The 26769-nt window shown below is 65.3% G+C and carries 19 protein-coding genes; 8 read left to right on the top strand and 11 right to left on the bottom strand.

Features of this window, described 5'->3' with window-relative positions:
• Positions 1-28: 28 nt before the first annotated feature.
• Positions 29-1612, bottom strand: a complete 1584-nt coding sequence (locus H3H45_RS13850; protein WP_182834322.1) for a peptide chain release factor 3 — start codon at positions 1610-1612, stop codon at positions 29-31.
• A gap of 588 nt (positions 1613-2200) precedes the next feature.
• On the opposite strand from H3H45_RS13850, the gene H3H45_RS13845 reads away from it, so the two are divergent.
• The 4 genes from H3H45_RS13845 (at position 2201) to H3H45_RS13830 (ending at position 5820) form a co-directional block, all read left to right on the top strand.
• On the top strand, positions 2201-3364 hold the full coding sequence (locus tag H3H45_RS13845) for a type III PLP-dependent enzyme (RefSeq protein ID WP_182834321.1): 1164 nt from the start codon (positions 2201-2203) through the stop codon (positions 3362-3364).
• A 118-nt stretch (positions 3365-3482) separates the two neighbouring features.
• The gene (locus H3H45_RS13840; RefSeq protein WP_182834320.1) at positions 3483-4229 is read left to right on the top strand and encodes a 5-oxoprolinase subunit PxpA; all 747 of its coding nucleotides are present in this window, start codon (positions 3483-3485) and stop codon (positions 4227-4229) included.
• On the top strand, positions 4226-4903 hold the full coding sequence (gene pxpB, locus H3H45_RS13835; RefSeq protein WP_182834319.1) for a 5-oxoprolinase subunit PxpB: 678 nt from the start codon (positions 4226-4228) through the stop codon (positions 4901-4903). Before H3H45_RS13840 ends, pxpB begins: the two co-directional genes overlap by 4 nt.
• Positions 4900-5820, top strand: a complete 921-nt coding sequence (locus tag H3H45_RS13830) for a 5-oxoprolinase subunit C family protein (protein WP_182834318.1) — start codon at positions 4900-4902, stop codon at positions 5818-5820. Before pxpB ends, H3H45_RS13830 begins: the two co-directional genes overlap by 4 nt.
• Positions 5821-5966: 146 nt before the next feature.
• Here H3H45_RS13830 and H3H45_RS13825 read toward each other — a convergent pair whose 3' ends face one another.
• Positions 5967-6425 (bottom strand): phage infection protein, encoded by a 459-nt coding sequence (locus H3H45_RS13825; protein WP_182834317.1) that lies wholly within the window; start codon positions 6423-6425, stop codon positions 5967-5969.
• Positions 6426-6963: 538 nt separating this feature from the next.
• Between H3H45_RS13825 and H3H45_RS13820 the strand changes: the two genes are divergently transcribed.
• Positions 6964-8052 carry an ABC transporter substrate-binding protein gene (locus H3H45_RS13820; RefSeq protein WP_182834316.1) on the top strand — a complete coding sequence of 363 codons (1089 nt, stop codon included), beginning with the start codon at positions 6964-6966 and terminating at the stop codon, positions 8050-8052.
• 45 nt (positions 8053-8097) lie between these two features.
• Here H3H45_RS13820 and H3H45_RS13815 read toward each other — a convergent pair whose 3' ends face one another.
• From H3H45_RS13815 to H3H45_RS13790, 6 genes are all read right to left on the bottom strand, one after another.
• On the bottom strand, positions 8098-9069 hold the full coding sequence (locus H3H45_RS13815; RefSeq protein ID WP_182834315.1) for a peptide ABC transporter ATP-binding protein: 972 nt from the start codon (positions 9067-9069) through the stop codon (positions 8098-8100).
• Positions 9069-10043 (bottom strand): ABC transporter ATP-binding protein, encoded by a 975-nt coding sequence (locus H3H45_RS13810; protein WP_182834314.1) that lies wholly within the window; start codon positions 10041-10043, stop codon positions 9069-9071. The genes H3H45_RS13815 and H3H45_RS13810 overlap by 1 nt, the downstream gene beginning before the upstream one ends.
• A gap of 10 nt (positions 10044-10053) precedes the next feature.
• Positions 10054-10965, bottom strand: a complete 912-nt coding sequence (locus H3H45_RS13805; RefSeq protein ID WP_182834313.1) for an ABC transporter permease subunit — start codon at positions 10963-10965, stop codon at positions 10054-10056.
• A 12-nt stretch (positions 10966-10977) separates the two neighbouring features.
• Complete coding sequence (locus tag H3H45_RS13800; protein ID WP_182834312.1) at positions 10978-11988, bottom strand: ABC transporter permease subunit; 1011 nt, start codon at positions 11986-11988, stop codon at positions 10978-10980.
• 279 nt (positions 11989-12267) lie between these two features.
• Entirely contained in the window at positions 12268-13869 is a 1602-nt protein-coding gene (locus H3H45_RS13795) for an ABC transporter substrate-binding protein (protein ID WP_182834311.1), read from the bottom strand.
• A 222-nt stretch (positions 13870-14091) separates the two neighbouring features.
• On the bottom strand, positions 14092-14805 hold the full coding sequence (locus H3H45_RS13790) for an SIMPL domain-containing protein (protein WP_182834310.1): 714 nt from the start codon (positions 14803-14805) through the stop codon (positions 14092-14094).
• 166 nt (positions 14806-14971) lie between these two features.
• Between H3H45_RS13790 and H3H45_RS13785 the strand changes: the two genes are divergently transcribed.
• The 3 genes from H3H45_RS13785 to H3H45_RS13775 all read left to right on the top strand — a co-directional run bounded on the left by H3H45_RS13785 (position 14972) and on the right by H3H45_RS13775 (position 17923).
• Positions 14972-16249 carry an ATP-binding protein gene (locus H3H45_RS13785; RefSeq protein ID WP_182834309.1) on the top strand — a complete coding sequence of 426 codons (1278 nt, stop codon included), beginning with the start codon at positions 14972-14974 and terminating at the stop codon, positions 16247-16249.
• Positions 16242-16802: a response regulator transcription factor gene (locus H3H45_RS13780; RefSeq protein ID WP_173203582.1), complete on the top strand. Its 561-nt coding sequence runs from the start codon at positions 16242-16244 to the stop codon at positions 16800-16802. The genes H3H45_RS13785 and H3H45_RS13780 overlap by 8 nt, the downstream gene beginning before the upstream one ends.
• Before the next feature lie 179 nt (positions 16803-16981).
• A complete protein-coding gene (locus tag H3H45_RS13775; RefSeq protein ID WP_182834308.1) occupies positions 16982-17923 on the top strand; it encodes an AEC family transporter in 942 nt (313 codons plus the stop codon).
• Between the two features lie 138 nt (positions 17924-18061).
• Here the strand turns inward: H3H45_RS13775 and pbpC are convergent, their stop codons facing one another.
• From pbpC to H3H45_RS13760, 3 genes are all read right to left on the bottom strand, one after another.
• On the bottom strand, positions 18062-20305 hold the full coding sequence (pbpC, locus tag H3H45_RS13770; protein WP_235983730.1) for a penicillin-binding protein 1C: 2244 nt from the start codon (positions 20303-20305) through the stop codon (positions 18062-18064).
• A gap of 86 nt (positions 20306-20391) precedes the next feature.
• Positions 20392-20661, bottom strand: coding sequence for a hypothetical protein (locus tag H3H45_RS13765; RefSeq protein WP_182834306.1), 270 nt, complete (start codon positions 20659-20661; stop codon positions 20392-20394).
• Between the two features lie 69 nt (positions 20662-20730).
• Positions 20731-26580 carry an alpha-2-macroglobulin family protein gene (locus H3H45_RS13760; RefSeq protein WP_182834305.1) on the bottom strand — a complete coding sequence of 1950 codons (5850 nt, stop codon included), beginning with the start codon at positions 26578-26580 and terminating at the stop codon, positions 20731-20733.
• Positions 26581-26769: the final 189 nt, after the last annotated feature.

Below are 26769 nucleotides of genomic sequence, written 5' to 3'. Positions count from 1 at the left end.
GTGCCAACGTATCCCTGTAGATCAGGGCTTAGTGGTGCTCGCGGGTGGCGCGGAATTTCACGTCTGGCCAGCGCTCTTCCATCAGCGCCAGGTTGACCCGGGTCGGTGCCAGGTAGGTGAGGTGGCCGCCGCCATCCAGGGCGAGGTTTTCCACCGCCTTGTTGGAGAATTCCTCGAGCTTCTTCTTGTCGCTGCAGTCGATCCAGCGCGCTGACCAGACGGTGATAGGCTCGTAGGAGCACTCGACCTTGTATTCCTCCTTCAGGCGGCTGGCGACCACGTCGAACTGCAGTACGCCGACGGCGCCGAGGATGATGTCGTTGCTGCGCTCGGGGAAGAACACCTGGGTCGCGCCTTCCTCGGCCAGCTGCTGCAGGCCCTGGCGCAGCTGCTTGGATTTCAGCGGGTCTTTCAGGCGCACGCGGCGGAACAGTTCCGGGGCGAAGTGCGGGATGCCGGTGAAGCCCAGGGCCTCGCCTTCCGTGAAGGTGTCGCCGATCTGGATGGTGCCGTGGTTGTGCAGGCCGATGATGTCGCCGGCATAGGCCTCGACCAGCATCTCACGCTCGCTGGAGAAGAAGGTCAGGGCGTCGCCGACGCGCACATCCTTGCCCAGGCGCACGTGGCGCATCTTCATGCCCTGGCTGTATTTGCCGGAGCAGATGCGCATGAAGGCGATGCGGTCGCGGTGCTTGGGGTCCATGTTCGCCTGGATCTTGAACACAAAACCGCTGAACTTTTCCTCGGTCGGCTGCACGGTGCGCTCGTTGGCTACACGCGCCAGCGGCTTCGGTGCCCAGTCGACCACCGCGTCGAGCACATGGTCGACGCCGAAGTTGCCCAGGGCGGTGCCGAAGAATACCGGGGTCAGCTGGCCGTTCATGAACTCGTCCTGGTCGAACTCGTGGCAGGCGCCCTGCACCAGTTCCAACTGCTCGAGGAAACGCTCGTACTCGTCACCCAGGTGGGCGCGGGCTTCGTCCGAGTCGAGGTGCTGGATGATCTTGGTTTCGGTGCGCTCGTGGCCGTGGCCCGGGGTGTAGACGATGATGTAGTCGCCAGCCAGGTGGTACACGCCCTTGAAGTCGCGGTAGCAACCGATCGGCCAGGTGATGGGGGCGGCCTTGATCTTCAGTACCGCCTCAATCTCGTCGAGCAGTTCGATCGGGTCGCGGATGTCGCGGTCGAGCTTGTTGATGAAGCTGACGATGGGGGTGTCACGCAGGCGACACACGTCCATCAGGGCAATGGTACGTGGCTCAACGCCCTTGCCGCCGTCGAGCACCATCAGCGCGCTGTCCACCGCAGTCAGAGTACGGTAGGTGTCTTCCGAGAAGTCTTCGTGGCCGGGGGTGTCGAGCAGGTTGATCATGTGCTCGCGGTAGGGGAACTGCATCACCGAGGTGGTGATGGAGATACCGCGCTGCTTCTCCATTTCCATCCAGTCGGACGTCGCATGGCGGTCGGACTTGCGCGACTTCACCGTACCGGCCACGGCAATCGCCTTGCCCATCAGCAGCAGCTTCTCGGTAATGGTGGTCTTACCGGCGTCGGGGTGGGAAATGATCGCGAATGTGCGGCGTTTGCCGACTTCGATGGCCTGGGTGGTCATGGATGCGTGCCTGGCTGGAAACGGTTGCGGGTGCGTGGCCTTGGCCGGGCGCCCGGAAAAGCGCGCGATTATAGCGGGAAACGTCAGCGCAATCAGGCCCGGTAGTCCGACGCTGTGGCCGGCGGTCCCAAGGTGCGCCACTGACACTGCTCCTCCCTGCGTTGCTGCGCTGCTGGCGGGAACCGCAGGGCCTGTCTTCTGTCTGTCAGATTAGAGGTCGATGCTGATGCCTCCACTCCCGGTGGCATGCGGTCTGGCAGCCTGTTTTGTGCAGCATTCCGGACGTTTTGTTGCGGATTAAAAACAGTCAATCAGGCAGGCGACAACTGGGTGCAAAACAGCGGCAATTTTTGATTGATCTCAGGCCCCCATGGTCCTAAAGTTCGCGCCCGAACGCTCATGCTGGAAACGATCCATCCGGCTCAAGTACTGACGACGAGAGGTTGCCCGTAGGGGTAATCATCGGCGACATGCCTTGGGAAGTAGGCGAACCAAAGTGGGGAAACGGATTAGGCGTTCGCAGCTCTGTCACAGGAGCAATCCCTCGTTAGCACTATTACCTGTGCTTTACCCATTTGGAGTCCCTGCATGTCGATCAAGGTCGAAGACTACTACCCGCGCGAAACCTTCCAGAAGATGAAGGCGTTCGCCGACAAGCAAGAAACCCCGTTCGTGGTGATCGATACCGCGATCATTGCCCAAGCCTATGACGACCTGCGCGCCGGCTTTGAATTCGCCAAGGTGTACTACGCGGTCAAGGCCAACCCTGCTACCGAGATCATCGAGCTGCTGCGCGACAAGGGTTCGAGCTTCGACATCGCCTCGATCTACGAGCTGGACAAGGTGCTGGCCACCGGTGTCGGTCCGGATCGCATCAGCTACGGCAACACCATCAAGAAATCCAAGGACATTCGCTACTTCTACGAGAAGGGCGTACGTCTGTTTGCCACCGACTCGGAAGCCGACCTGCGCAACATCGCCAAGGCCGCACCGGGCGCGAAAGTCTATGTGCGCATCCTCACCGAAGGCTCGACCACGGCTGACTGGCCGCTGTCGCGCAAGTTCGGCTGCCAGACCGACATGGCCATGGACCTGCTGATCCTTGCCCGTGACCTGGGTCTGGTGCCTTACGGTCTGTCCTTCCACGTTGGCTCGCAGCAGCGCGACATCTCGGTATGGGACGCCGCGATTGCCAAGGTCAAGGTGATCTTCGAGCGCCTGAAAGAAGAAGACGGCATCGAGCTCAAGCTGATCAACATGGGCGGTGGCTTCCCGGCCAACTACATCACCCGTACCAACAGCCTGGAAACCTACGCCGAGGAAATCATCCGCTTCCTCAAGGAAGACTTCGGCGACGACCTGCCGGAAATCATCCTGGAGCCTGGCCGTTCGTTGATCGCCAACGCCGGCATCCTGGTCAGCGAAGTGGTGCTGGTCGCGCGTAAATCGCGTACCGCCGTGGAGCGCTGGGTATATGTCGATGTGGGCAAGTTCAGCGGCCTGATCGAAACCATGGACGAGTCGATCAAGTTCCCCATCTACACCGAAAAGAAAGGTGAGATGGAGGAAGTGGTGATCGCCGGCCCGACCTGCGACAGCGCCGACATCATGTATGAGAACTACAAGTATGGTCTGCCGCTGAACCTTGCCATTGGTGACCGCTTGTACTGGCTGTCCACCGGTGCCTACACCACCAGCTACAGTGCGGTTGAGTTCAATGGCTTCCCGCCGCTGAAGTCCTTCTACCTGTAAAGCCAGGTGCGAAGAACAAAGCCCGCCCCGCGCGGGCTTTTGTTTGCCTGCAGTTGTAGGAGTCAGCCGGACGTACTCTGCGGTTGCACGCCTGCGTTTTTTTGGCCATAACCCCTGCATGAACAGAAAAATCCTCCTCAACTGCGACATGGGCGAAAGCTTCGGCGTCTGGCGTATGGGCGACGACGAGCACGCTATGCCGCTGATCGACCAGGCCAGCCTGGCCTGCGGCTTCCATGCCGGCGACCCGCTGATCATGCAGCGCAGCGTGGCCCTGGCCGTGCGCCACGGCGTGAGCATCGGCGCCCACCCGTCCTATCCCGATCTGCAAGGCTTCGGCCGTCGTCATCTCAGCTGCTCGGCAGAGGAGGTCACGGCGCTGGTGCTGTATCAGCTTGGTGCGCTGGATGCCTTCTGCCGCGCGGCAGGCGCTCAGGTCGCCTACGTCAAGCCGCATGGTGCGCTGTACAACGACCTGGTGCGCGACGACGCCCTGTTCGCCGCCGTGCTGGAAGCCTGTGCCCGCTATCGCAAGGGCCTGCCGTTGATGGTGCTGGCCCTGGCCGACAACCGTCGTGAACTGGAGCTGGCTGCTGCCGCCGATGTACCACTGCATTTCGAGGCCTTCGCCGACCGCGCCTATCTGGCCGATGGTCAATTGGCGCCACGGCGCCTGGCCGGTGCGGTGCATCAGGATGCCGAGCGCATTCTCCAGCAGGCCCTGGCCATTGCCCGTGGCGAGCCATTCGCCGATATCGATGGCCGGCCGTTGCAGTTGCGCGCCGACAGCCTCTGTGTACATGGCGACAACGCCGAGTCGCTAGCCGTATTGCGGCGTTTGCGAGCGCAGCTGGACGCCGCATGATCCGCCTCGAACCGGCCGGTGCCGAAGCGCTGTTGCTGGTGCTGGCCGATCGGCCGGACGCACAGTTGCCGCAGCGTCTGGCAATGCTTGCCGAGGCGATTCGTGCCGAGCTGGGCGAGCTGCTGACCGACCTGGTGCCGGGCTGGACCAGCCTACTGCTGCACTACGATCTGTGCCGCACCGATCACCTGGACCTCGCCGCCCGGCTCACTCCTCTGCTGGAGCGCTGGCTGGCCGAACCGCTGAGCGTGCAGCCGGGCCGCCTGCATGAAATCCCTGTCTGGTATGCCGGGGCCGACCTGCCAGAGGTCGCTGCGGCCTGCAGTCTGAGCGTGGCGCAGGTGATCGAGCTGCACAGCAGCACCGAGTACCGGGTCGGTGCCATCGGTTTTGCCCCCGGGTTTGCCTACCTTGGCGAGCTGCACGAGCGCCTGGCGCTGCCGCGCCGGGCTACACCGCGCCTCCATGTACCGGCGGGCAGCCTGGCTATCGCCGAACGGCAGACGGCCGTCTATCCGCAGGCTTCGCCAGGCGGCTGGCACCTGCTCGGCCTGTGTCCGTGGGCGTTTTTCGATGTCCGGCGCACCCCGCCGTGCCCGCTGTTGCTCGGTGACAGGGTGCGTTTCCTGCCCATCGACGAGGCGGCCTTTCGCGCGGCGGGCGGCCGCTCATGAATGGCCTGCGCGTGCTCAAACCCGGGCCGCTCAGCCTGTTGCAGGACGCCGGAAGGCGCGGCTGGCAGCACCTCGGGGTGTCGCCGAGCGGCGCGCTGGATGGGCATGCTGCGGCTTGGGCCAATCACCTGCTGGGCAATCCCTGGGGCACACCGCTGCTGGAGATCGCCCTCGGCGATGTGCAGTTGCGCAGCGAGGTGGACACCTGGCTGGCGCTGACCGGCGCGGACCTGCCGGCCAGCGTCGAGGGTCAGCCACTGCCAGGCTGGTCGCGGTTCCCGCTGCGTGCCGGGCAATGCCTGCGTCTGGGTTTTGCCCGCAGTGGTCAGCGCGCCTACCTGGCGGTGGCCGGTGGTTTTCAGGCGCCGGCGGTGCTGGGCAGTGTCAGCGCGCAGAGCCGCGAAGGCCTCGGCGGCCTGGATGGGCAGGGCGGCAAGCTGCGGGTCGGCGATCTGCTGCCCTGTGCGACCGCGCACTTGCCCGGTGCGGCAAGTGTGCCCTGGCCCTATCAGCCAAATTACCGGGGTACGCCATTGCTGCGGGTTATTACCGGCGGCGATGCCGTGGAGTTTGCCGAGGAGCAGTTGCAGGCGTTCTTCGAGCAGGGTTGGCAGCTCAGCGCGCAATCCGACCGCATGGGCATGCGTCTGCAGGGCGAGCCGCTGCAGGCACCGTCCCGGCAATGGTCGCTGGGGGTGAACCGTGGGGCGATCCAGGTACCGCCGGATGGTCAGCCGATCATCCTGCAGGCCGATCATCAGACCATGGGTGGCTACCCCATTCTTGGCTGGCTGCATCCGCTGGATCTGTGGCGCCTGGCCCAGAGTCCGGCCCTGCAGACCGTGCGCTTCACGCCGGTGAGTGTCAGTGATGCCCAGGCGGAGCTACGCGAGTTCTACCGATTTTTTGGCCGTTGAGTGCTTGCGGTCACCGGCATCTCGATGAGGGCGGGCCGCGGGAATTCTGCGCAAAAAAGCGAAGGCGCCATAAAAGGCGCCTTCAGCCGGTCGAGGTATGCAGACATCTTAGATTGCCGCCTCTGGTTGCGGGGGAGGTACGGTTCTCAGCTGATACGAGCGACTGCGCTGTGCTCGGCACCGTCGGCGGCGATGCGGTTGCCAGCATTACGATCGGCGCCGTCAGCGGCGATGCGGTTGCTGCCAGTGCGGTCGGCACCGTCGGCGGCGATGCGGTTGCCACCAGTGCGGTCGGCGCCATCGGCAGCGATGCGGTTGCTGCCAGTACGCTCGGCGCCATCGGCGGCGATGCGGTTGTTGCCAGTACGATCAGTGCCGTCGGCGGCGATGTGGTTGCCAGCAGTACGGTCGGCACCATCGGCGGCGATGCGGTTGCTGCCAGCACGGTCCGCGCCGTCAGCGGCGATGTGCTTGCTGCCAGTACGCTCGGCGCCGTCAGCGGCGATGCGGTTGCCAGCAATGCGGTCGGCACCATCGGCAGCGAAGCTGAAAGCGCTGATGCTGAGGGTGGAGAGGAACAGGGCGGCGAGGATTTGCTTTTTCATGTTGGGGCTCCGTTTTCGGGCTGGAAGGTGAGTACGGGGCCCATGTTACGGATAAGAATTCGATATAGAACTTGATGCTGCCGATGGTCGATATCGATCAGCGTGATAGTGCTCGGAGGCCGCTCTGCATAAGGCTTTCAGGTCGTTAATCTGGCTTTTCAGGGCGGATTTGGAGAGTTTGCAAGGGGGATATTTTATCGATTAATTCGATTGCTCTGTGGGTTGGCGTCTTGTCGCAGGAGGCACGGATATTATCCGCACAGTTACTATGGTATTGCTTGTGCCAAGTAGGCTCCTTAGAAATCGGGATATTGGCCGGCAGAGCGACTGGCTATGCTGGGCAGCCGGCGGGCGGTTTGGCTTGCGTCAGGCTTTGCCAACAGACGACCTCAACGTCCGCATAGCTGCTTCAATAAAGAAATGGATCGCGGTGCTGTGCACCTGCAGTGAGAGTCCATACGCAATCGATCATGGAGTTTCGATGACGTTCCGCACGTTGTTCTGCTTATTGACCACAATGATCTGGGGGTTCTCGCCTGTGGCTGCCGTCCAGGCCGAGCCCGGCATCAGTGCGCAAGCGGTGCGGGTGGGCATGGTCAATGCCCTGAGCGGTCCCGCTGCAGGCTTGGGTTCTGGCATGAAGGCCGGCGCTGAAGTCTATTTCACTCGGGTCAATGCGGCCGGTGGGGTCAATGGCCGGCGCATAGTCCTGGTTAGCCGGGACGATGGCTACGAGCCGGCGCGCACGGCGGCCATGACCCGTGAGCTGACCGAATCGGGCGAGGTCTTTGCACTGCTCGGTTATGTCGGTACCCCCACTTCAAGAGCGGCCATGCCCATCGCCTTGCGGGCCGAGATTCCTTACCTGTTCCCCTTTACCGGTGCGGAGGTGTTGCGCGCGCCGGTACACAAATGGGTGTTCAATGTGCGCGCCTCCTATTTCGACGAAACCGAGGAGATGGTCGAGCGCATGACCGATGATCTAGGCATCAATAGCGTCGCGCTGCTGATGCAGGACGACTCCTTCGGTGAGACGGTCAAGAGCGGGCTGGTCGGGGCCTTGTTCAAGCGCGGCCTGCATGTCCAGGCTGAGGCGCGCATCCAGCGCAACTCCCTAGAGGTTGCTGCGGCTGTCGAGTCCCTGCGCAAGGCGGAGCCCGAAGCCATTTTCTTTGTCGGTACCTATAAACAGTTGGCTGCGTCCATCAAGCAGGCCAAGGCTTTGGGTATTAAGGCGCGTTTTTTCACGGTGTCATTTATCGGCACCGAGGACTTCATCGCCGCAGCGGGCACCGATGCAGATGGGGTCTATATCAGTCAGGTCATGCCCTCGCCACACGATGCCTCGCAGGCGCTAGTGCGGGATTATCGGGCCGACATCGCCCCCGCCGATGTCGGCTATGCCTCGCTCGAGGGCTATGTCGGTGCGGCGGTGTTCGTCGAGGCTCTGCGCCTGGCCGGTAGCCAGCCGACGCGGGCAAACCTGATCAATGCCCTGGAGTTCCTCCGCGCGGACGTCGGCGGCTTCAAGGTCGAGTTCTCGCCGACCAACCATCAGGGTTCCGATGCGATCTTTCTCACCCGTGTCCAAGACGGCAAGGCCCTGCCGGTCGAGCGCATGCAATAGCCTGGCGCCGGGCCGGGTAGTTGACTGCCCGGCAGGCCCGACGACTCAGCTGTTGATAACTTCTGCGTGGTGGCAGGCCACCTGCCTCGCTTCGAGCAGGCGCAGTTGTGGTACCTCCTGCTGGCAGCGCGCGCTGGCATGCGGGCAGCGCTGGTGGAAGGCGCAGCCGGGCGGCGGATCGAGCGGGTTGGGCAACTCGCCGACTATCTTGATCTTCGGCTTGCTCGGGGCCGGATGAATGGTCGGCGTGGCCGATAGCAGCGCCTGGGTATAAGGGTGCAGCGGCCGCGCATAGATCTCCGTGCTGGGGCCCATCTCCACCGGACGGCCGAGGTACATCACCAGCACATCGTCGGCGACATGCCGCACCACCGAGAGGTTGTGCGAGATGAACACATAGCCGGTCTCGTACTGTTCTTGTAAGTCCATAAACAGGTTGAGCACCTGGGCCTGGATCGACACGTCCAGCGCCGAAGTCGGCTCGTCCGCCACCAGCACCTTGGGGTTAAGCATCATCGCCCGGGCCAGGGCGATACGCTGGCGTTGGCCGCCGGAGAACATGTGCGGGTAGCGCTGGTAATGCTCGGGGCGCAGGCCGACCTGCTGCATCATCGCTTGCACCCGCTCGCGGCGCTCGGCCCGATTCAGTTTGGTATTGATCTGCAGCGGTTCGGCCAACTGGTCGCCGATCTTCTGCCGCGGGTTGAGCGAGGCGTAGGGGTTCTGAAACACCATCTGCACGTCGCGGCGCAGCTGCTGGCGCTGGGCCTTGTCGGCGCCGGTTACCTCCTGCCCGGCGATCTGCAGGGAGCCGGAACTGGGCTGCTCGATCAGGGTCAGGGCGCGGGCCAGGGTCGACTTGCCGCAACCAGACTCGCCGACCACCGCCAGGGTCTTGCCGGCGGCCAGATCGAAGGACACGCCATTCAGGGCGCGCACCAGGGCGGCGGGCTTGAACAGGCCGTGGGAAATTTCGTAGTGGCGGGTGAGGTCGCGGGCCGTCAGTACAATGCTCATCAGGCCACCTCCGCAGTCAGGTTGAGGGGGTAGAAGCAGCGCACCGCGCCACGCTCATGCGGCTCCAGGGCCGGGAGTTGCGCGCTGCAGTTCGGCTGGGCGTAGGGGCAGCGTGGTGACAGCAGGCAGCCGGCGGGGCGGTCATAGCGGCCGGGCACGATGCCCGGCAGGGTGGCCAGGCGACTGGCGCCCAGGCTGTGCTCTGGGATCGCCTTGAGCAGCGCCTCGGTATAGGGGTGGGTCGGCGCATCGAACAGGGTCGGCACGCTGCCGATCTCCATGGCCTGGCCGGCGTACATCACGCAGACCCGGTCGGCGGTTTCGGCGACCACGGCCAGGTCATGGGTGATCAGCACCAGGCCCATGCCTTCATCGCGCTGCAGGTCGAGCAGCAGGTCCATGATCTGCGCCTGGATGGTCACGTCGAGCGCGGTGGTCGGTTCGTCGGCGATCAGCAACTTGGGTTCGGCGGCGATCGCCATGGCAATTGCCACGCGCTGGCTCATGCCGCCGGAGAGCTGGTGCGGGTAGGCGTCCAGGCGACTGGCCGCAGCGGGAATCTCCACCCGCTCCAGCAGCTGCAGGGCGCGGGCGCGAGCGGCCTTGCCCTTGAGACCGAGGTGCTGGCGCAACACTTCCTCGATCTGGAAGCCCACCGTGTAGCTGGGGTTGAGAGCGGTCATCGGGTCCTGGAAGACCATCGCCAGGTCCTTGCCGACGACAGTCCGGCGCTGCTTGCCCTTGAGCCTGAGCATGTCGTGGCCATCGAAGGTCAGGCTGCTGGCGCTGACGATTCCGGGGGCGTCGATCAGGCCCATCAGCGCCATCATGGTCACCGACTTGCCGGAGCCGGACTCGCCGACGATGGCCAGCACTTCGCCCTTGTCCACGCTGAGGTCGAGACCGTCGACCACCGGGATGGCGTTGGCATCGCCGAAGCGCACGCTGAGGTTGTTGATCTCGAGCAGACTCATGCCGGGCTCCTTACTGCGCATTTTTCAGTTTCGGGTCGAGCGCATCGCGCAGCCCGTCGCCCATCAGGTTGATTGCCAGCACGCTGAGCAGGATGGTCAGGCCCGGCAGCGAGACCACCCACCAGGCGCGCTCGATGTAGTCGCGGGCGGAGGCCAGCATGGTGCCCCACTCGGGTGTCGGCGGTTGCACGCCGAGGCCGAGAAAGCCCAGCGCAGCGGCATCGAGAATGGCCGAGGAGAAGCTCAGGGTGGCCTGCACGATCAGCGGCGCCATGCAGTTGGGCAGCACCGTGACGAACATCAGGCGCAGGGTGCCGGCGCCGGCCAATTGCGCGGCGGTGACGTAGTCGCGGCCCAGCTCGCCCATCACCGCGGCGCGGGTCAGGCGTACGTAGGACGGCAGCGAGACCACGGCGATGGCGATCACCGTGTTGATCAGGCCAGGGCCGAGGATGGCGACGATGGCTACCGCCAGCAGCAGCGAGGGCAGGGCCAGCATCACGTCCATCAAGCGCATGATCGAGGGCCCGAGCAGGCGCGGGAAGAAGCCTGCTGTCAGGCCCATGAGTATGCCCGGGATCAGTGATAGCAGCACCGAGGCCAGGCCGATCAGCAGTGATAGGCGTGCGCCGTGGATCAGCCGCGAGAGCAGGTCGCGGCCCAGTTCGTCGGTGCCGAGGAGGAATTGCGCCTGGCCGCCTTCCAGCCACGCCGGTGGGGTCAGCAGGAAATCGCGGAACTGTTCGCTGGGATCATGCGGCGCGACCCAGGGCGCGAACAGCGCGCAGAACACGATCAGCAGCATGAACAGCAGGCCGCCGACGGCGCCCTTGTTGTGGGCGAAGGCTTGCCAGAATTCCTTCAGCGGCGAGGGGTAAAGCAAGGCCTGGTCGACGCCGGGCAGTGCGGTGGGTTGGCTCATGTCCGGGCCTCCTTAACGTTGGTGGCGAATGCGCGGGTTAACCAGGCCGTAGAGGATGTCCACGACGAAGTTGACCAAAATCACCAGGCAGGCGATCAGCAGGATGCCGTTCTGCACCACCGGGTAGTCGCGGGCGCCGATGGCCTCGATCAGCCACTTGCCGATGCCCGGCCAGGAGAAGATGGTCTCGGTCAGCACCGCGCCGGCGAGCAGGGCGCCGACCTGCAGGCCGAACACCGTGAGTACCGGGATCAGCGCATTACGCAGGCCATGCACGAACACTACGCGCGCCGGTGACAGGCCCTTGGCGCGGGCGGTGCGCACGTAGTCCTCGCGCAGCACTTCGAGCATCGCCGAGCGGGTCATTCGCGCGATCACCGCCAGGGGAATGGTGCCGAGTACGATGGCGGGAAGGATCAGGTGCTGGAGGGCATCGACGAAGGCGCCTTCTTCGTCGCTGAGCAGGGTGTCGATGAGCATGAAGCCGGTGACCGGGGTGATGTCGTAGAGCAGGTCGATGCGCCCGGACACCGGGGTCCAGCCCAGGTATACGGAGAAGAACATGATCAGCAGCAGGCCCCACCAGAAGATCGGCATGGAGTAGCCGGCCAGGGAAATGCCCATCACCCCATGGTCGAACAGCGAGCCACGCTTGAGCGCGGCGATCACCCCGGCGATCAGGCCCAGCGTGCCGGCGAACAGCAGGGCGGCCAGGGACAGCTCCAGGGTCGCCGGGAACAGGGTGAGGAACTCGTCCCACACGCCTTCGCGGGTGCGCAGTGACTGGCCCAGATCGCCCTGGGCCAGCTGGCTGATGTAATCCAGGTACTGCGCCGGCAGGGGCTTGTCCAGGCCGAGGCGGTGCATGGCTTCGGCGTGCATCTCGGGGTCGACCCGGCGTTCGCCCATCATCACTTCCACCGGGTCGCCGGGGATCAGGCGGATCAGGGCGAAGGTCAGCAGGGTGACGCCGAAGAAGGTGGGGATAAGCAGCCCCAGGCGTCTGGCTATGAACGACAACATTGCGTTGGGGTACTCCGCATCATCGGGTTTGCCCTTGTGGGGCGTTGGTTAAAGCCATGGTCATGCTTTGTAGGAGCGAGCAGGTTTTGCGCCGAGGTGTAGGCAGAGGATGAGTGACAGCAGCCCTCGACGCATCAGTTTTCCTTGGCGCAGCGAATATCGGTTGAGCCGGTAGCCCGGATGGAATCCGGGGTTATGTGGGTGCTGTGCCCCCGGATTGCATCCGGGCTACAGGCTGCAGAATGAGTCCGGGCGGCGCGTGGCCGCCCGGTGACCGGCTTACTTGCCGACGCCCACGCCGTAGAAGGAGTTGAGCGCGAACGGGCTGATCTTGAAGTCCTGCACGTTCTTGCGCATCGGTTGATACACGGTGGAGTGAGCGATCGGGGTGATCGGCACTTGGGCCTTGAGGATATGCTGGGCCTGCTTGTACAGGGCGGTGCGTTCGGCCACATCGGTGGTGCGCTTGGCCGCCTGAACCAGCTTGTCGTAGGAGGCGTCGCACCATTTGGAGAAGTTGTTGCCGTCCACCGCGTCGCAGCCGTAGAGGGTGCCCAGCCAGTTGTCCGGATCACCGTTGTCGCCACTCCAGCCGATCAGCATGGCGTCATGCTCGCCGCCCTTGGCGCGCTTGAGGTACTCGCCCCACTCGTAGCTGACGATCTTGGCCTTGATGCCGACCTTGGCCCAGTCGGCCTGGAGCATCTCGGCCATCAGCTTGGCGTTGGGGTTGTACGGGCGCTGCACCGGCATGGCCCACAGGGTGATCTCGGTGCCCTCGGCGACGCCGGCCGCCTTGAGCAGGGCCTTGGCCTTCTCCGGGTCGAAGGCCGGGTCCTTGACAGTCTCGTCGTAGGACCACTGGGTCGGCGGCATGCCGTTCACCGCCAACTGGCCGGCGCCCTGGTAGACGGCGTCGATGATTGCCTGCTTGTTCACCGCCATGTCCAGCGCCTGGCGCACTTCGAGCTGGTCGAACGGCTTGTGGGTGACGTTGTAGGCGATGTAGCCGAGGTTGAAGCCCGCCTGCTCGGGCATGGCCAGGTTCGGGTCTTTCTTCAGCGACTCGAGGTCAGCCGGGCGCGGGAAGAGGGTGATCTGGCATTCGCCGGCCTTGAGCTTCTGCATGCGCACCGAGGCATCGGTGTTGATGGCGAAGATCAGGTTATCGATCTTCACGTCTTCCGGCAGCCAGTAGTCCTTGTTGCCGGTGAAGCGGATCTGCGCGTCCTTCTGGTAGCGCTTGAACACGAACGGCCCGGTGCCGATCGGCTTCTGGTTTATGTCGGCGGCCTGGCCGGCCTTGAGCAGCTGGTCGGCGTACTCGGCGGACTGGATCGAGGCGAAGCTCATCGCCAGGTTCTGGATAAAGGCCGCGTCGACGTTGTTCAGGCTGAACTTGACCGTCATGTCGTCGAGCTTTTCCAGCTTGGCGATGTTGGCGTCCATGCCCATGTCGGTGAAGTAGGGGAATTCGGCGGGGTAGGCCTTACGGAACGGATGTTCCTTGTCGAGCATGCGCTGGAAGGTGAACAGCACGTCGTCGGCGTTGAATTCGCGAGTCGGCTTGAAGTACTCGGTGCTGTGGAACTTCACGCCCGGACGCAGGTGGAAGGTGTAGCTGAGGCCGTCGGCGGCGATATCCCACTTCTCGGCCAGGCCGGGGACTACCGCGGTACCGCCTCGCTCGAACTGGGTCAGGCGGTTGAACATGGTTTCCGCGGCGGCATCGAAGTCGGTGCCGGTGGTGTACTGACCGGGGTCGAAGCCGGCGGGGCTGCCTTCGGAGCAGAACACCAGGTTGCTGGCGGCGCTGGCGAAGGGCGCGCTGGCGATCAGCCCAGCGGCAAGAAGGGTCTGGATGACGGCGTTTTTACGCATGTTGACCTCAGGTTTGTTGTGGTTGTCATCGTGAGGGGCACCTTGTGGGTACCTTGCGCGAAACTATGCACGGCATATGCCGGGCAACAACGTTAAGCCGAGATCAGTGTAGAAGACGGGGGGAAGCTGTAAGTCGGTGTCGCATTTGTACAAGTCGGGCGGTGGTTGCCCTGGCTGGCCGCTACCCACGGAGTAACCGCAGGTAACGGCGGATGCACGGACTCAGGGCATCTGTACCTCGATTACCCCATCGGCCGCCATGCTCACCTTGCTGCTGCCGGCCTCGATCTGCGGCGCCGGCGCACTCTTGCTGAAGCTGCCGCTGTCCATGGCCATGGCGCGCATCGGCATCACTGGCTGGAAGCCGCCACTGTTGAGGTTGAGGCTGACCAGCTTGTAGCCCGAACCGCCGAGCGCTTCGGTGGCCAGCTGGGCGCGGGCCTTGAAGGCGGCGACGGCTTCCTTGATCAGCGCATCTTCGCTCTGCTGGCGCGTGGCATCGGCCACGGCGAAATTCATCTCGGCCATCTTCAGCTCGCCGAGCAGGTCGGCACTGAGTTGCGCCAGGCTGGCGAAGTCGGCGCTTTCCAGGCGTACTTCGGCGCGTTCGCGCCAGGCGCTGATCTTGGTACCTTCTTCCTCGTACACCGGGTAGCTGTTGCGGTTGCCCAGGCTGACGCTGACGTCCTTGACCTTGCGTGCCTGCTCGACAGCCTTGTTCAGGGTGGTGGTGATGGCGGCGGCCAGTTTGCCCGGGTCCTTGTCCTGCGCCTCGCTGTAGAGGGTCACGTACATGCGGTCGTGGGCCACTTCCTGGCCGACTTCGGCGCGCAGGGCGATCTGGTTGTAGCGGGCCTCGTCAGCCAGGGTCGACAGGCTGGTCAGGGCGATGACACCGAATACCACGGTGGCGGCGAGGCGGTTGAGCGTATGCATAGAGACTCCTTGCGAGTAATTGTCCTAGGGGTAGACGGAACTATCTGACTGTTCGGGTTAGTTCTGGTTCGCTGTTTTTTCTGTTTGCCTGGCTGCGGCGAGTTGCCGCAGGCAGGCGGCCGGCATGGGCCTCTGGTTATACTCGCCGCAGTCCGCCGGAGCCACCATGTACGCACCCGTTCAACTGCTCTCCGCCAGCCGCCAGAATCTCTGGCGCCTGACCCTGATCCGCATGCTGGTGCTGTCTGCCCAGGCCGGCTCGGTGGGCATCGCCTACCTGTCCGATCTGCTGCCGCTGCCCTGGTTGCCGCTGAGCATCGTGCTCGGTATTTCCTTGTGCCTTTGTCTATTCACTGCCCTGCGTCTGCGCGGACCGTGGCCGGTGACCGAACTTGAGTACGCCACCCAGCTGGCCTGTGACCTGGTCGTACACAGCCTGCTGCTGTATTTCTCCGGTGGCTCGACCAACCCCTTCGTTTCCTATTACCTGGTGCCGCTGACCATCGCTGCGGCGACCCTGCCGTGGTTCTACTCCATGGTCCTTAGCGGCCTGGCCTTGAGCGGCTACACCGCGTTGCTGATCTGGTACCACCCGCTGCACCTGAACAATGTGCAGCACGAGGCCATGCTGATCAGCCTGCACCTGTTCGGCATGTGGATGAACTTCGCCCTGTCGGCGGCCTTCATCACCTTCTTCGTGGTCAAGATGGCCGGCGCCCTGCGCAGCCAGGACGAGCTGCAGGCGCTGCGCCGCGAGGAGGGCATGCGCGATCAGCAGTTGCTCGCCGTGGCCACCCAGGCCGCCGGCGCCGCCCATGAGCTGGGCACGCCGCTGGCGACCATGAGCGTGCTGATCAAGGAACTGCGCCAGGAATACCGCGACAAGCCGGCCCTGCAGGACGACCTGGCGCTGCTCCAGGAGCAGGTCAAGCTGTGCAAGGAAACCCTGCAGCAGCTGGTGCGTGCCGCCGAGGCCGACCGTCGCCAGGCGGTGTTCGAACAGACCGCCGTGCAGTGGCTGGAGACCACCCTCAACCGCTGGCACCTGATGCGCCCGGAAGCCACCTACCGCTTCCAGCCTCTGGGGCGTGGCGCCGTGCCACGCCTGGCGCCGCCGGCCGACTTGACCCAGGCGCTGCTCAACCTGCTGAACAATGCCGCCGATGCCTGCCCGGACAAGCTGGATATCCGCCTCGACTGGGATCATCTGTGGATCGTCCTGAGCATCCGCGATCACGGCGCCGGCGTACCGTTGGCGATCGCCGAGCAGATCGGCAAACCTTTCTTTACCACCAAGGGCAAGGGCTTCGGCCTCGGCCTGTTCCTCAGCCAGGCCAGCGTGACGCGGGCCGGCGGGTCGGTAAAACTCTACAACCATGAAGATGGCGGTACGCTGACGGAACTGCGTCTGCCCAGACTGGCCCCCGGAGATGAACATGAGTGACGAGCAACTGATCGACGGCGAAGAGCAGCCGCACCTGCTGCTGGTAGACGACGACGCCACCTTCACCCGCGTCATGGCGCGGGCCATGGATCGTCGCGGCCTACGCGTCAGCGTGGCCAACTCGGCCGAGGAAGGCCTGGCCCTGGCCAAGGAAGACCTGCCCGACTACGCGGTGGTTGACCTGAAGATGGAAGGTGACTCCGGCCTGGTGCTGCTGCCCAAGCTGCTGGAACTGGACCCGGAAATGCGCGTGGTGATCCTCACCGGTTACTCGAGCATCGCCACCGCCGTGGAGGCGATCAAGCGCGGCGCCACCAACTACCTGTGCAAGCCGGCCGACGCCGACGACGTGCTGACCGCGCTGCTGTCCAAGCATGCCGACCTGGACACCCTGGTGCCGGAAAACCCGATGTCGGTGGACCGCCTGCAGTGGGAGCACATCCAGCGCGTGCTGGCCGAGCACGAGGGCAATATCTCTGCCACCGCCCGCGCCCTGGGCATGCACCGGCGTACCCTGCAACGCAAGTTGCAGAAGCGTCCGGTACGCCGCTGAGCGAGTCGCGCCAACGTCTGTAGGAGCCAGCTTGCTGGCGATCAGCGCTGCGCCTTGTGTGTACGGATCGCCAGCAAGCTGGCTCCTACGGGTTTCTGCCTGGTTGAAAGCCTGGTGAAAGCCTTTTTCCTGTCCGCTTGGTTATCATTAGCGCCCTAAGCAGTCAGTCGGGGCCCGCCATGCTCGCCGTTGTCCAGCAGACCCTCGCCGTCACCGCCCCGGTGTTTGCCATGTTGTTTCTCGGCGTTGGCCTCAAGCGCTTGGGCTGGATCGACGCGCGTTTCATCGATACCGCCTCGGCCCTGGTATTCAAGGGCACCATGCCGGTCATGCTGTTCCTCGCCATCCTGCATGCCGACCTCAGCACTGCCCTGCAGCCGGCGCTGCTCGGCTACTTCCTGCTGGCCACGCTGCTGGGCTTTCTGCTGGTCTGGGGCTGGGCGATCCTGCGCATCCCGCGCGAGGAACGCGGCGTGTACACCCAGGGCGCCTTTCGCGGCAACAACGGCATCGTCGGCCTGGCCCTGGCCACCAGCCTGTATGGCGACTATGGCCTGTCGCTGGGCGGCATCCTCGGCGGCGTGGTGATCCTTTCCTACAACAGCCTGTCGGCCATCGTCCTGGCCATCTACAGCCCGCAGGCCAAGGCCGATGTGTGGAGCATCAGCAAGAGCATCCTGCGCAACCCGCTGATCCTCGGCGTGCTGGCGGCGATCCCGTTCGCCTACTGGCAGGTCAAACTGCCCGCCTGGCTGCTCACCTCCGGCGACTACTTCGCCAGCATGACCCTGCCACTGGCGCTGATCTGCATCGGCGGCACCCTGTCGCTGGCCTCGCTGCGCCAGGGCAGTGGCCTGGCCCTCAGCGCCAGCCTGTGGAAGATGCTCTGGCTGCCGCTGCTGGCCACCCTCGGCGCCTTCCTCTGCGGCTTTCGCAATGCCGAATTGGGCATCCTCTTCCTGTACTTCGCCAGCCCCACGGCAGCGGCCAGTTTCGTCATGGCCAAGGCCAGCGGCGGCAACCACGAGCTGGCGGCGTCGATCATCGTCATCACCACCCTGGCGGCGGTGCTCAGCACCAATATCGGCTTGTTCCTGCTGCAGTGGGGCGGCTGGATATAGGCGTCCGTCGCGGAGTGCGGTAACGCCCCTATCCCACCAGTGGGAGAGGGGCAAACGGCCGTAGCCCGGATGCAATCCGGGGACGATCCTTCGGCATATCGCCCTCCCGGATTGCATCCGGGCTACGTGAATCGCAACCTACGGCAGGAACTCCACCCGCAAGGCGCGGCTGGCGCTACGGCCCTGGTCGTCGCTGACGCGGATCTGGTACTGCCCGGAGCGCTCGGGGCGCCACTGCAGGGCGCTTTGCGGCGTGCCCTGGCCGATCAATGTGTGGTCGGCGAACCAGTACAGCCGGCGCGCGTCGCTGGCGGCGTTGGCGCTCAGGGCGATGCTCTCCTGCGGTTGTGACAGGCGCAGGCTGTAAGTGACCTGGGTCAGCGGTGAGGTGATGCGCGGCACTTCCTGCAGATTGACCGCCGCCTGCACCTGGCAGTCGCGCTGGGCGTCCGGCGGTGTCCGCCGCGGCAGGCCGGCGGCGGTGAACAGGCGCTGCAGCTCGGACGGCCAGAATTCGAAGACCTGCAGTTCGCTGGTCGCCGGGTCGAACGGCGGGCAGGCGGTCTTGCCGGTCAGGCGGTCGATCATCACCGGGCGGTGCAGGTCGGACACGCGAATCGGTGATACGCCGGGGATGTACCAGGTCTTGCGGGTCTGCGGGCACCAGCGGTTGGGCAGCTCGCCGGAGGCGGCGCAGACTTCGACCCGCGTCAGCCCCGGCGGTGGCCGGTCGACGGTCGCCTTTACCTCGGGCAGGGCCAGCGGCAGGGCATCGGCGATGCGGAAGAACAGCGGCGCGGCGGTCTTGATGCCGACGAAGGCCGGGTTGGCCGTGGCGTCGAAGTTGCCGACCCACACTATCAGCACGTAGGGGCCGACCAGCCCGGCGCTCCAGGCATCGTGGAAACCCCAGGAGGTGCCGGTCTTCCACGCCACCGGCCAGTTGCGCCCGCGTGCATCGGCGGGCAGGCCGTCCGGGCGTGGGTTATGCCGGAGCATGTCGCGCACCATGAAGGCTGCCTGCGGCGACAGCAGTTGCGCGCCCGGCTCGCTGCGGTCTTCGCGGGTCCAGCGCAGTGGCCGTAGGCGGCCGTCGCCGGCCAGCAGCAGGTAAAGCTTGGCCAGCTCTGCCGGGGTCATCTCGCCGCCGCCGAGGGCCAGGGCCAGGCCGTAGAACTCTTCCGCGCGCAGGCGCTGGATGCCGGCGCGCTGCAGCAGGCCGTGCAGCGATGGCTTATCGAGCTGGCTGGCCAGCCACACCGCGGGTACGTTGCGGCTACGGATCAGCGCATCCTGGGCAGTCAACGGGCCGGCGAACTTGCCGTCGAAGTTCTCCGGCTGGAAGGCACCGAAAGCACTGGGCGCGTCCTTGATGATGCTCATCGGTTGGATCAGTCCCTGGTCCATAGCCAGGGCATAGAGCAGCGGTTTCAGCGTCGAGCCCGGCGAGCGCCGCGACTGCACGCCGTTGACCTGGCCATGGATGCCCGCATCGAAGTAGTCGGCCGAGCCGACCAGCGCCTTCACCGCCTGGTCGCGGCTGTCCACCAGGATCGCCGTGGCGTTGCGCACGCCCTGGCGGCGGTGGTCGCTGACGAACTGCTCGATGAGTTTTTCCAGGCGAGTCTGCAGGCGCAGGTCGAGGGTGCTGTGCAACTCGGCAGCGTTGTGGCTGGCCAGCAGCTGTTCGCTCAGGTGCGGCGCGCGAAAAGGCAGCTGCTGGCGGGTGCGTGCCTGCAGCGGCAGGTCGAGCAGGCCGTCATTGCGCGGGTCGTCGGCGTGCTCGCTGCGCCACTGCGCCATCAGTTGCAGGCGCGCCTTCTGCAGCGACGGGCCGAACTGGCCGCGCCCCGGCTGCTGGGGGATCACCGCCAGGGCCAGGGCCTCGCTGAGCGACAGCTGCTCGGCGGACTTGGCGAAGTAGATGCGGCTGGCCGCCTCGACCCCCTCGATATTGCCGCCCATGGGCGCCAGGTTGAGGTAGGCCTCGAGGATGTCATGCTTGCTGTGCCGCGCCTCCAGCCACAGGGCCAGGGCGATCTGCTGCAGCTTGCCGGGGATCTGCCGCGAGTTGAGGCCATACAGCCGCCGCGCCAGCTGCATGCTCAGGGTCGAGCCGCCCTGGCGCATGCCACCGCCGTAGGTGGCCAGGGTGGCGCGCAGCAGCGCCGTCGGGTCGACGCCGGGGTGACGGTAGAAGTTGCGGTCTTCCTTGAGCAGCAGGGCATCGATCATCGCCGGGGCGATGCGCTCCAGCGGCAGCCACAGACGGTACTGGCCATCGCTGGCCAGGGTCAGGCGCAGCAGTTCGCCATTTTCCGCCAGCACCAGACGCGACAAAGGCGCCGCCTCGCGCAGCGGTGCGTGCGGCCACAGGCGCATGGCCAGGAGCAGCAGGCCGGCAGCCAGCAGCCAGCAGGCGATGCGTTGCCAGCGACGTGGCGCTAGGGTGGCGGGAATCATGGGGTTCAGAGCGGAGGGTGGTCGTGCAGGTGCTGTAACAGCTCAGCTTGCCCAGCATAGCGCTGGCTCAGTGCGCGGCGCTGCGTTTCAAGGTCTGTGCAGGATTGCTCGATCTGCTCGTTTAGAAAAGCGCGGCGTTCTTCATCGTAGGGTTCCTCGCCGCTGAAATGCTCGCAGTTCTCATAGTCCTGGATAAAGGCGGCGAGATCCTCCGGCAGCGGTTGGGGCGAGCCGGCCGCGACGGGCAGGGTCAGAGCGAGCAGCAGGTAAGGCATGAATCTACGCATGGGCGCTCCTGGCAGAGGTGAAGGAAGCCCCGCCGCACCGGGCGGCGGGGCATGCCATCAGGGTTTGACGATGGTCAGCTTGCCCGCTTTGCCACGCGCCTGCTGGCTGGTGTCGTACATGCCTTCGGCGTAGGCCGGCGGCGTGCCGAAGGTGCCGGCGTTGGTGGCGCGTACGCGGTAGACGAAGGTGGCAGCGTCGCGGTAAACGGTGCCGTAGAGCACCACGCGGTCGTCGCGCACGTCGGCGAAGTCCGGGTTCCAGTCGCTCAGCGCGCTTTCACCGACCGGCGGCTGCCAGCTCGGTTCTGCGTACTCGCCTTCCTCGCTGTACTCCTCCTCGGACGACTCCTCGTCGCTGCTTGCGGTCACCACGGCCGGCTGGTTGTACACCGGCTCGGTGCCGCCCGGCAGCAGGTCGACCACGGCCACCTGCTGCACCTGGTCGAAGTCCTTGGCGCGCAGGCGCAGTCGCACGAAGAACTCGTCGCCGACTTTGACCTGGTCCACGGGTTCGCCATCCAGATCGGTGTACTCATGGGTCACTTCCAGGCCGTCGGCAATCACCTTGTTCGGCGCGCCGCGGTCGTAGCCGGCTTCGCTGAGCATGTAGAACACCGGCGCGTCGCCGTCCTTGCGCAGAAGGAGCATCTTCGCCGCGATCGGCACCTCGCTGATCGGCGGCTTGCCGCTCAGTTCCAGCGGCTGCTCGCCCTGCTTGCCCAGCCAGGCACTGACCTTGAGGTTGAGGCCGACTTCGGCGCGCTCGCCATAGCTGTCCAGGGCGCGCAGCAGCAGGGCGGCGGACAGCGAGTTGTAGCGCTGTTCGCTGAGGCGTTCACCGAGGCTGTCGAGCAGTTTCACCGGCACTTCGTCCAGCTCGCCTGGGAAGTGCTTGCTGAGCAGGCGCAGGTGCTCGGCGTCGTGTACCAGCGGGTCGTAGTACAGGCCGTAGCTGCTCCAGTTCTTCTCCAGGGTGCGCCACTGCTGCTCGGCGAACAGCTTGTCGGCCTGCTTGTCCTGCTTGAGCAGTTTGTAGCTGGCGGCCAGGTATGCGGCGCCGATGTCCTGTTGCCAGTTCTTACTGTGGTAGGTCTCGTAGCGTTCGCGGATATCGGCCAGGGCGCCACTGGTGACCACGCCCTGGCGCGTCAGCAGGTAGGCGGCGTAGGCGCGGTCGCGCAGCTCGCTGAGGCCTTCGCTGGGGCCGTTGGCCACTTGCGACAGGTAGGCGTTGGCGCGGTTGAGTAGGTCGCCCGGTACCGGGTAGTTGCGTTCCTTGGCTTCGATCAGGAAGTCGCTGGCGTACAGGCTGGCGAACGGCACCACCTGCGGGTTGGCCGCCCACAGGCCGAAGCCGCCTTCCAGGTTCTGCCGCGAACGCAGGATGCGCACCGCGTTGTCGAAGGCTGGCAGGGCGGCCTGGTCGACACCGGCCGCCGAGCTACCCCAGACCAGCGCCGGCATTGCCTTGGACACCAGTTGCTCGGTGCAGCTGTAGCCGTAGTCGGCCAGGTAGCTCTGCAGGCCGTCGGCCCACACCAGCGGCGAGCCGGCGGCGCCGAAGCGCACGTTGCGCAGCTGCGGGTAGAGGTCGCGGCTGATCTGCACTTCGCCGCTGGAGTCCTCAGTGCGGCCCAGGGTCAGCGCCACGCGGCGCTCCACCAGCGGGCGCACCGAGGTGGTTTCACCGATCTGCACGCGCTTGCCGTCGGGCAGGGTGGCGACAAAGTTGAGATCGGCCGAGCCGAGGGCTTCCAGAGCCAGCAGGTCGATCTCCACCACGCCTTCCTTGCGCGGCGCCAGTTGCAGCTCGGCCTGGCTGATGGCCTGCACCTTGAGGTCGGCGCTGGTTTCCACGCTGACCTTGACCGTGGCCGGTTGCTCCAGGTTGCTGAACACCCCGGCGCTGACCTTGAACACATCGCCCGGGGCGACGAAGGCCGGCACGTTGGGGGTGATCACCAGCGGCCCGCGTACCTCGGTGGCGCCCTCGACTACGCCGATGCGCGCGTCGTCCACCGCCACGGCGAATAGGTGCAGCTTGCCGTTGAAGTAGTCCGGCACCGGGTAGCTGAAGCGGTTGTCGCCGGCCTGCAGGTCGACCAGGCCGGACCAGTAGGCCACTGGCGGCTTGCGCTTGCGCTTGAACGGGTTGAGGTGGGCGCCGAGCAGGTCTTCGCCGTCACCGCCGACCGCTGCGGCCTGCAGCAGGCGACTGAATTCGGGCAGCAGCAGGTCGAGGATTTGGCTGGTTTCCACTTCCAGGGCACGTTTCTGGAAGAACTGCGCCAGCGGGTCCGGCGCTTTGTAGCGCGCCACTTGCAGGATGCCTTCGTCCACCGCGTAGATCACCGCGCGGCCTGGGCGGTCGCTGCGCACATTGATATCCAGGGTCTGCCCCGGCTCGATATGCTCGGCGGCCTCCAGTTGCAGCGGGATGCGCCGTGCATCGAGGTCGATACGGAAGGCCGCGGCGCCATAGGACAGCGGGCTCATGTAGACCTCGGGCGAGGCGCTGTCGCGGACGAACTGCACGTTGACGTAGGCGTTGCCTTCCAGCTCGGCGGGCAGGCGGATGCGCTGCACGCTGCTGGTGCTGTCGGCCTTGAACCACTGGTGGGCGTAGACCTTGTCACGCTCGATGGTGATCAGCCCGGCGCCGGTGTAGGGGGCGCGGATGCTGATCTCGATCTCGCCGCCCTGGGCGTAGCTGTCCTTATCCAGGCGCAGCTGCAGTTCGGCGTTGCGTTCCAGCGAGCGGCTGGCGTTGCCCTGGCCGGCGACGCTGTAGTCGACCTGGTTCAGCGGCGTGCCATCGGCGGCCTTGAGGGTCAGGGTGTAGTCGCCGGGTTCGCTGGTGTTGAGCGTCTGCTTGCTGCCGGCGGCGGCAATCGCCAGCGTTTGGCTACCGAGCGGGATGTTCTTGATTCGCGACTGGTACTTGTAGGTGCCGTTGGACTGTTTGACCAGTACCGACACGTAGCGGTGCTCGACCAGCTCGGTAGACAGACCGTCCACCGCCAGCGGCTTGAGGTCCGGGCCGATAGCCAGCCACTCGATCTCGCGCTTGGCGCCCTTGCTCACGTAACTCAGCGAGTCGACGCTCTTGACCCCGACCAGCCAGGGCGCGGCAGACACCATCAGGCTGCTCTGCGCGGCGACGTTGCGTCCGCCCTCGGCCTCGAACACCCGCGCCAGCAGGCTGAAGCGGTAGGTGCTAGCGGCATAGCGCTCCAGCTTGAGGTCGAGCAGGGTCTCGCCGTTGTCGTCGGTCTGCGCTTCCGGCAGTTCCTCTGTGCTGCTTTCGCTGAGCGAATTGTTCAGGCGGAAGCGGTAGTCGGCATAGCCGTCGAAGGCGGCATAGGCCGGCGACAGGGTCATCTCGGCGGTGACCCGCCGCGCCGAGGCCGGCGCGCCGAACAGGTGCATGGCCTTGACCTTGGCCTCGACCTGCTCGGGGGCGATCCAGCCCTTGACCGGCGTCTTGGCCAGGGTAGCCGTGACCTTCATGCGGTCCGGCTCGAAGTCGCGCACCTTGAAGTCGACGCTGCCCAGTTCGGTGCGCCGATTTTCCTCGTCAATCAGGCTGAGGCTGGCGGTGTAGGTGCCGGCCGGCGCTGCTTCGCTGCTGTGGAAGTCGAGGCTCTCGAAACCGCTGCTGGACAGCTTCAGCTGCTGGCGCAGCACGCTCTGGCCGCGCGGGTCACGCACGTCCAGCTCGACCGGCAGGCCTTGCAGCTGGCCACTCCAGTTGGCAGTGCGGACGATCATGCCCAGGTGCGCGATCTCGCCCGGACGGTACAGGCCGCGGTCGCTGAACAGGTAGGCGCCGAGACGATCCGGCTCGCCGGCCTCGTACTGGCCGCCGACGTCGAAGCGCGACAGGTCGAGGCGATGCTGGCTGCGCGCCACTGGAAGGAACGACTGGTCGTTGCCGTGGTTGACCACGTACATCAGCGGGGTCTTTTCGCGGCGCAGTTCGTCGAGCTTGGCGAAATGTGCCTGACCGTTGAGGTCGGTGTAGGCCGTGGCCACCGGCAGGCCGTTGCGGCCGATGATCTCGACTTCCGCGCCGGCCACCGCGCCGCCCTGGCTGAGCGACTGGACGAAGATGTCGTGGCTGCCATTGCTGCTGCGCTTGGCGATGATGCCGAGGTCAGTGACCACCACGAAGCGCAGGTCGCGGGTCGGGTTGTCGTCGTAGTAATAGTCGAAGGTGTCCTGGCTCGGATCATCCTCGGAGCTGAGCTTGATCACGAAAATGCCGCGCCGGCCACCGTCGGCATTCAGGTAGGGCGCCAGGTCGACATGGCTGTACTGGGTCTTGGCCGGGTCGCTGGCATCCAGCGGCAGCTTGACTGCCATGCGCTCGACCAGGCGGTCGAAGTAGCTGTTGCTGATCTCCGGGCGAGCGAAGCTGCCGTAGTTCTGGTCAACCAGGTGATGCAGTTGGTTGGGCAGCAGGCGCGATATCTCCACCTGGGCGCCAGGCACGCCGCGCCCGAGGATGCCCAGCTGCTTCTCGCCATTCAGGCTGAGCAGGGCGCCTTCAGAAAGGAAGGCCAGGGCGCGCGGGTACTTGGGCATCTGCAGCAGGCTGTAGGTCGGGTCCTTGGCCAGGTAGCCACCGACCGCCTCGACCTTGGCCGCCACCTTCACATAAAGGAAGCGCCCCGGTGCGGCCTTGAACTTGAAGGCGTGCAGGCTGTTCAGCGGCTCAATGCTGGGGATGTGGGTCAGCAGCAGGCGCTCGGCCTTGGCCAGGGTCTTCTCGTCGACCTGGTAATCGTCCCAGTACTCGCTGCCTTGTGGCGTGCGCTCGGGCAGCAGCCAGGCCTGCACCTGCTTGGCGATGGCCTCGTCGGCCACAGCGCTGGAGCTGCTGAACATCAGCACCGGCTCCGGCTCGCCGCGGTCGTTGTCGACGAACTGGACGTTGCTGGCGCTGAAGGTCAGGCGATAGCGGCCGGGTATGGTGGCCGAGGTGTGCAGTTGCTGCAGGGTGGCGTTGCCACCGTCGCGCGCCTGGATGCCCTTGTCTACGACCAGGCTCACGCTGCTGCTTTCCAGCGGGGTGGCCAGCGGCGCGGAATGCACATAGGCCTGCAGGCTGTTCTTGCTGAAGCTGATTTCCGGGTTCGGCGGCACATCCTTGTCACGGTATTCCAGACCACGGTCGAGGTTGATGGCGACCCGCTCGCGGAAGGATTGCTGATCCACCGGGTGGGTGAAGCGGATGGTGCTCACCAGTTTCTTCAGGCTCGGCACGACCGGGTCCTGGTACAGCTCGCGGCTGCTGACTTCTGCGTCGAAGGCCTGGGTGCGCAGGCGTTGCTCGTACTGCTCAAGCAGCACGCCGTCGGCCAGCAGACCTTCCTCGGCCATGATCACCTTGTAGTCCTGGGCAATCGGCCAATCGCCGGCCGGGGTGAACACCAGGGCGCGATCACTGGCCCAGTGCCAAACGCCCTTGATCGCCGGCTGCAGTTCGATGCCCTGGTGCACCGGTTTGCCGATGGCTTCCAGAGGCGCCGCCGAGTCGCGGAAGTCGATGCGCAGAGGGGCGATGACGGGCGTTTCCTGGGTGTAGTCGGTCAGCGCCGGAGCTTCCACCGAGTAGGCCACGCTGTAGGGCACCGGCAGGTTCTTGTACCAGTGCCAGGCATAGGCGCCAGCGCCACCGAGCAGGGCCAGCAGCGCTAGGGCTGCGGCCGTCTGCTTGGGCCGCGCGCGCAGCCAGCGACCGCAGGTGCACAGGCCCTGCCACAGCTTGCGCAGCCACAACGGTGGCTGCCAGCTGCCCACCAGGGCGCCCAGCAGCCAGCGCGCCAGGCGCAGGATGCCGAGGATGATGAAAGCGAAAATAGCGAAAATGCGGCGGCAAGCCGACTTGATCGAAGCGAGCATATGCATCCCTGCAACATGGAGGTGCGGACCTTGCGTCCACGGGAGCGACGCCGGTGGCAATCGCGGTGCGGATTATGCGCTCGCCGGCCTTCCTGGCGATGGGGTGGCGCAAAAGAATTTCGAGGGGTTTGTGCGCTGCATCACGCTTGACCGAGTCGTCAGGTTGCGTGGGTGCGCGGGTGGCGCGCC

The sequence above is a fragment of the Aquipseudomonas guryensis genome (assembly GCF_014164785.1).
Lineage (GTDB): Bacteria > Pseudomonadota > Gammaproteobacteria > Pseudomonadales > Pseudomonadaceae > Aquipseudomonas > Aquipseudomonas guryensis.
Note: the sequence above shows the minus strand (reverse complement) of the source record. Positions and strands in the feature narration are given on the sequence as shown.

Excerpts from the sequence above, each read along its gene's own strand:
- H3H45_RS13810 (WP_182834314.1), bottom strand. The coding sequence starts at position 10,043 with ATGAGTCTGCTCGAGATCAACAACCTCAGCGTGCGCTTCGGCGATGCC.
- H3H45_RS13830 (WP_182834318.1), top strand. The coding sequence starts at position 4,900 with ATGAATGGCCTGCGCGTGCTCAAACCCGGGCCGCTCAGCCTGTTGCAG.
- H3H45_RS13760 (WP_182834305.1), bottom strand. The coding sequence starts at position 26,580 with ATGCTCGCTTCGATCAAGTCGGCTTGCCGCCGCATTTTCGCTATTTTC.
- pxpB (WP_182834319.1), top strand. The coding sequence starts at position 4,226 with ATGATCCGCCTCGAACCGGCCGGTGCCGAAGCGCTGTTGCTGGTGCTG.
- H3H45_RS13795 (WP_182834311.1), bottom strand. The coding sequence starts at position 13,869 with ATGCGTAAAAACGCCGTCATCCAGACCCTTCTTGCCGCTGGGCTGATC.
- H3H45_RS13790 (WP_182834310.1), bottom strand. The coding sequence starts at position 14,805 with ATGCATACGCTCAACCGCCTCGCCGCCACCGTGGTATTCGGTGTCATC.
- H3H45_RS13775 (WP_182834308.1), top strand. The coding sequence starts at position 16,982 with ATGCTCGCCGTTGTCCAGCAGACCCTCGCCGTCACCGCCCCGGTGTTT.
- H3H45_RS13815 (WP_182834315.1), bottom strand. The coding sequence starts at position 9,069 with ATGAGCATTGTACTGACGGCCCGCGACCTCACCCGCCACTACGAAATT.
- H3H45_RS13850 (WP_182834322.1), bottom strand. The coding sequence starts at position 1,612 with ATGACCACCCAGGCCATCGAAGTCGGCAAACGCCGCACATTCGCGATC.
- H3H45_RS13765 (WP_182834306.1), bottom strand. The coding sequence starts at position 20,661 with ATGCCTTACCTGCTGCTCGCTCTGACCCTGCCCGTCGCGGCCGGCTCG.
- H3H45_RS13785 (WP_182834309.1), top strand. The coding sequence starts at position 14,972 with ATGTACGCACCCGTTCAACTGCTCTCCGCCAGCCGCCAGAATCTCTGG.
- H3H45_RS13805 (WP_182834313.1), bottom strand. The coding sequence starts at position 10,965 with ATGAGCCAACCCACCGCACTGCCCGGCGTCGACCAGGCCTTGCTTTAC.
- H3H45_RS13845 (WP_182834321.1), top strand. The coding sequence starts at position 2,201 with ATGTCGATCAAGGTCGAAGACTACTACCCGCGCGAAACCTTCCAGAAG.
- H3H45_RS13780 (WP_173203582.1), top strand. The coding sequence starts at position 16,242 with ATGAGTGACGAGCAACTGATCGACGGCGAAGAGCAGCCGCACCTGCTG.
- H3H45_RS13800 (WP_182834312.1), bottom strand. The coding sequence starts at position 11,988 with ATGTTGTCGTTCATAGCCAGACGCCTGGGGCTGCTTATCCCCACCTTC.
- H3H45_RS13825 (WP_182834317.1), bottom strand. The coding sequence starts at position 6,425 with ATGAAAAAGCAAATCCTCGCCGCCCTGTTCCTCTCCACCCTCAGCATC.
- H3H45_RS13840 (WP_182834320.1), top strand. The coding sequence starts at position 3,483 with ATGAACAGAAAAATCCTCCTCAACTGCGACATGGGCGAAAGCTTCGGC.
- pbpC (WP_235983730.1), bottom strand. The coding sequence starts at position 20,305 with ATGCGCCTGTGGCCGCACGCACCGCTGCGCGAGGCGGCGCCTTTGTCG.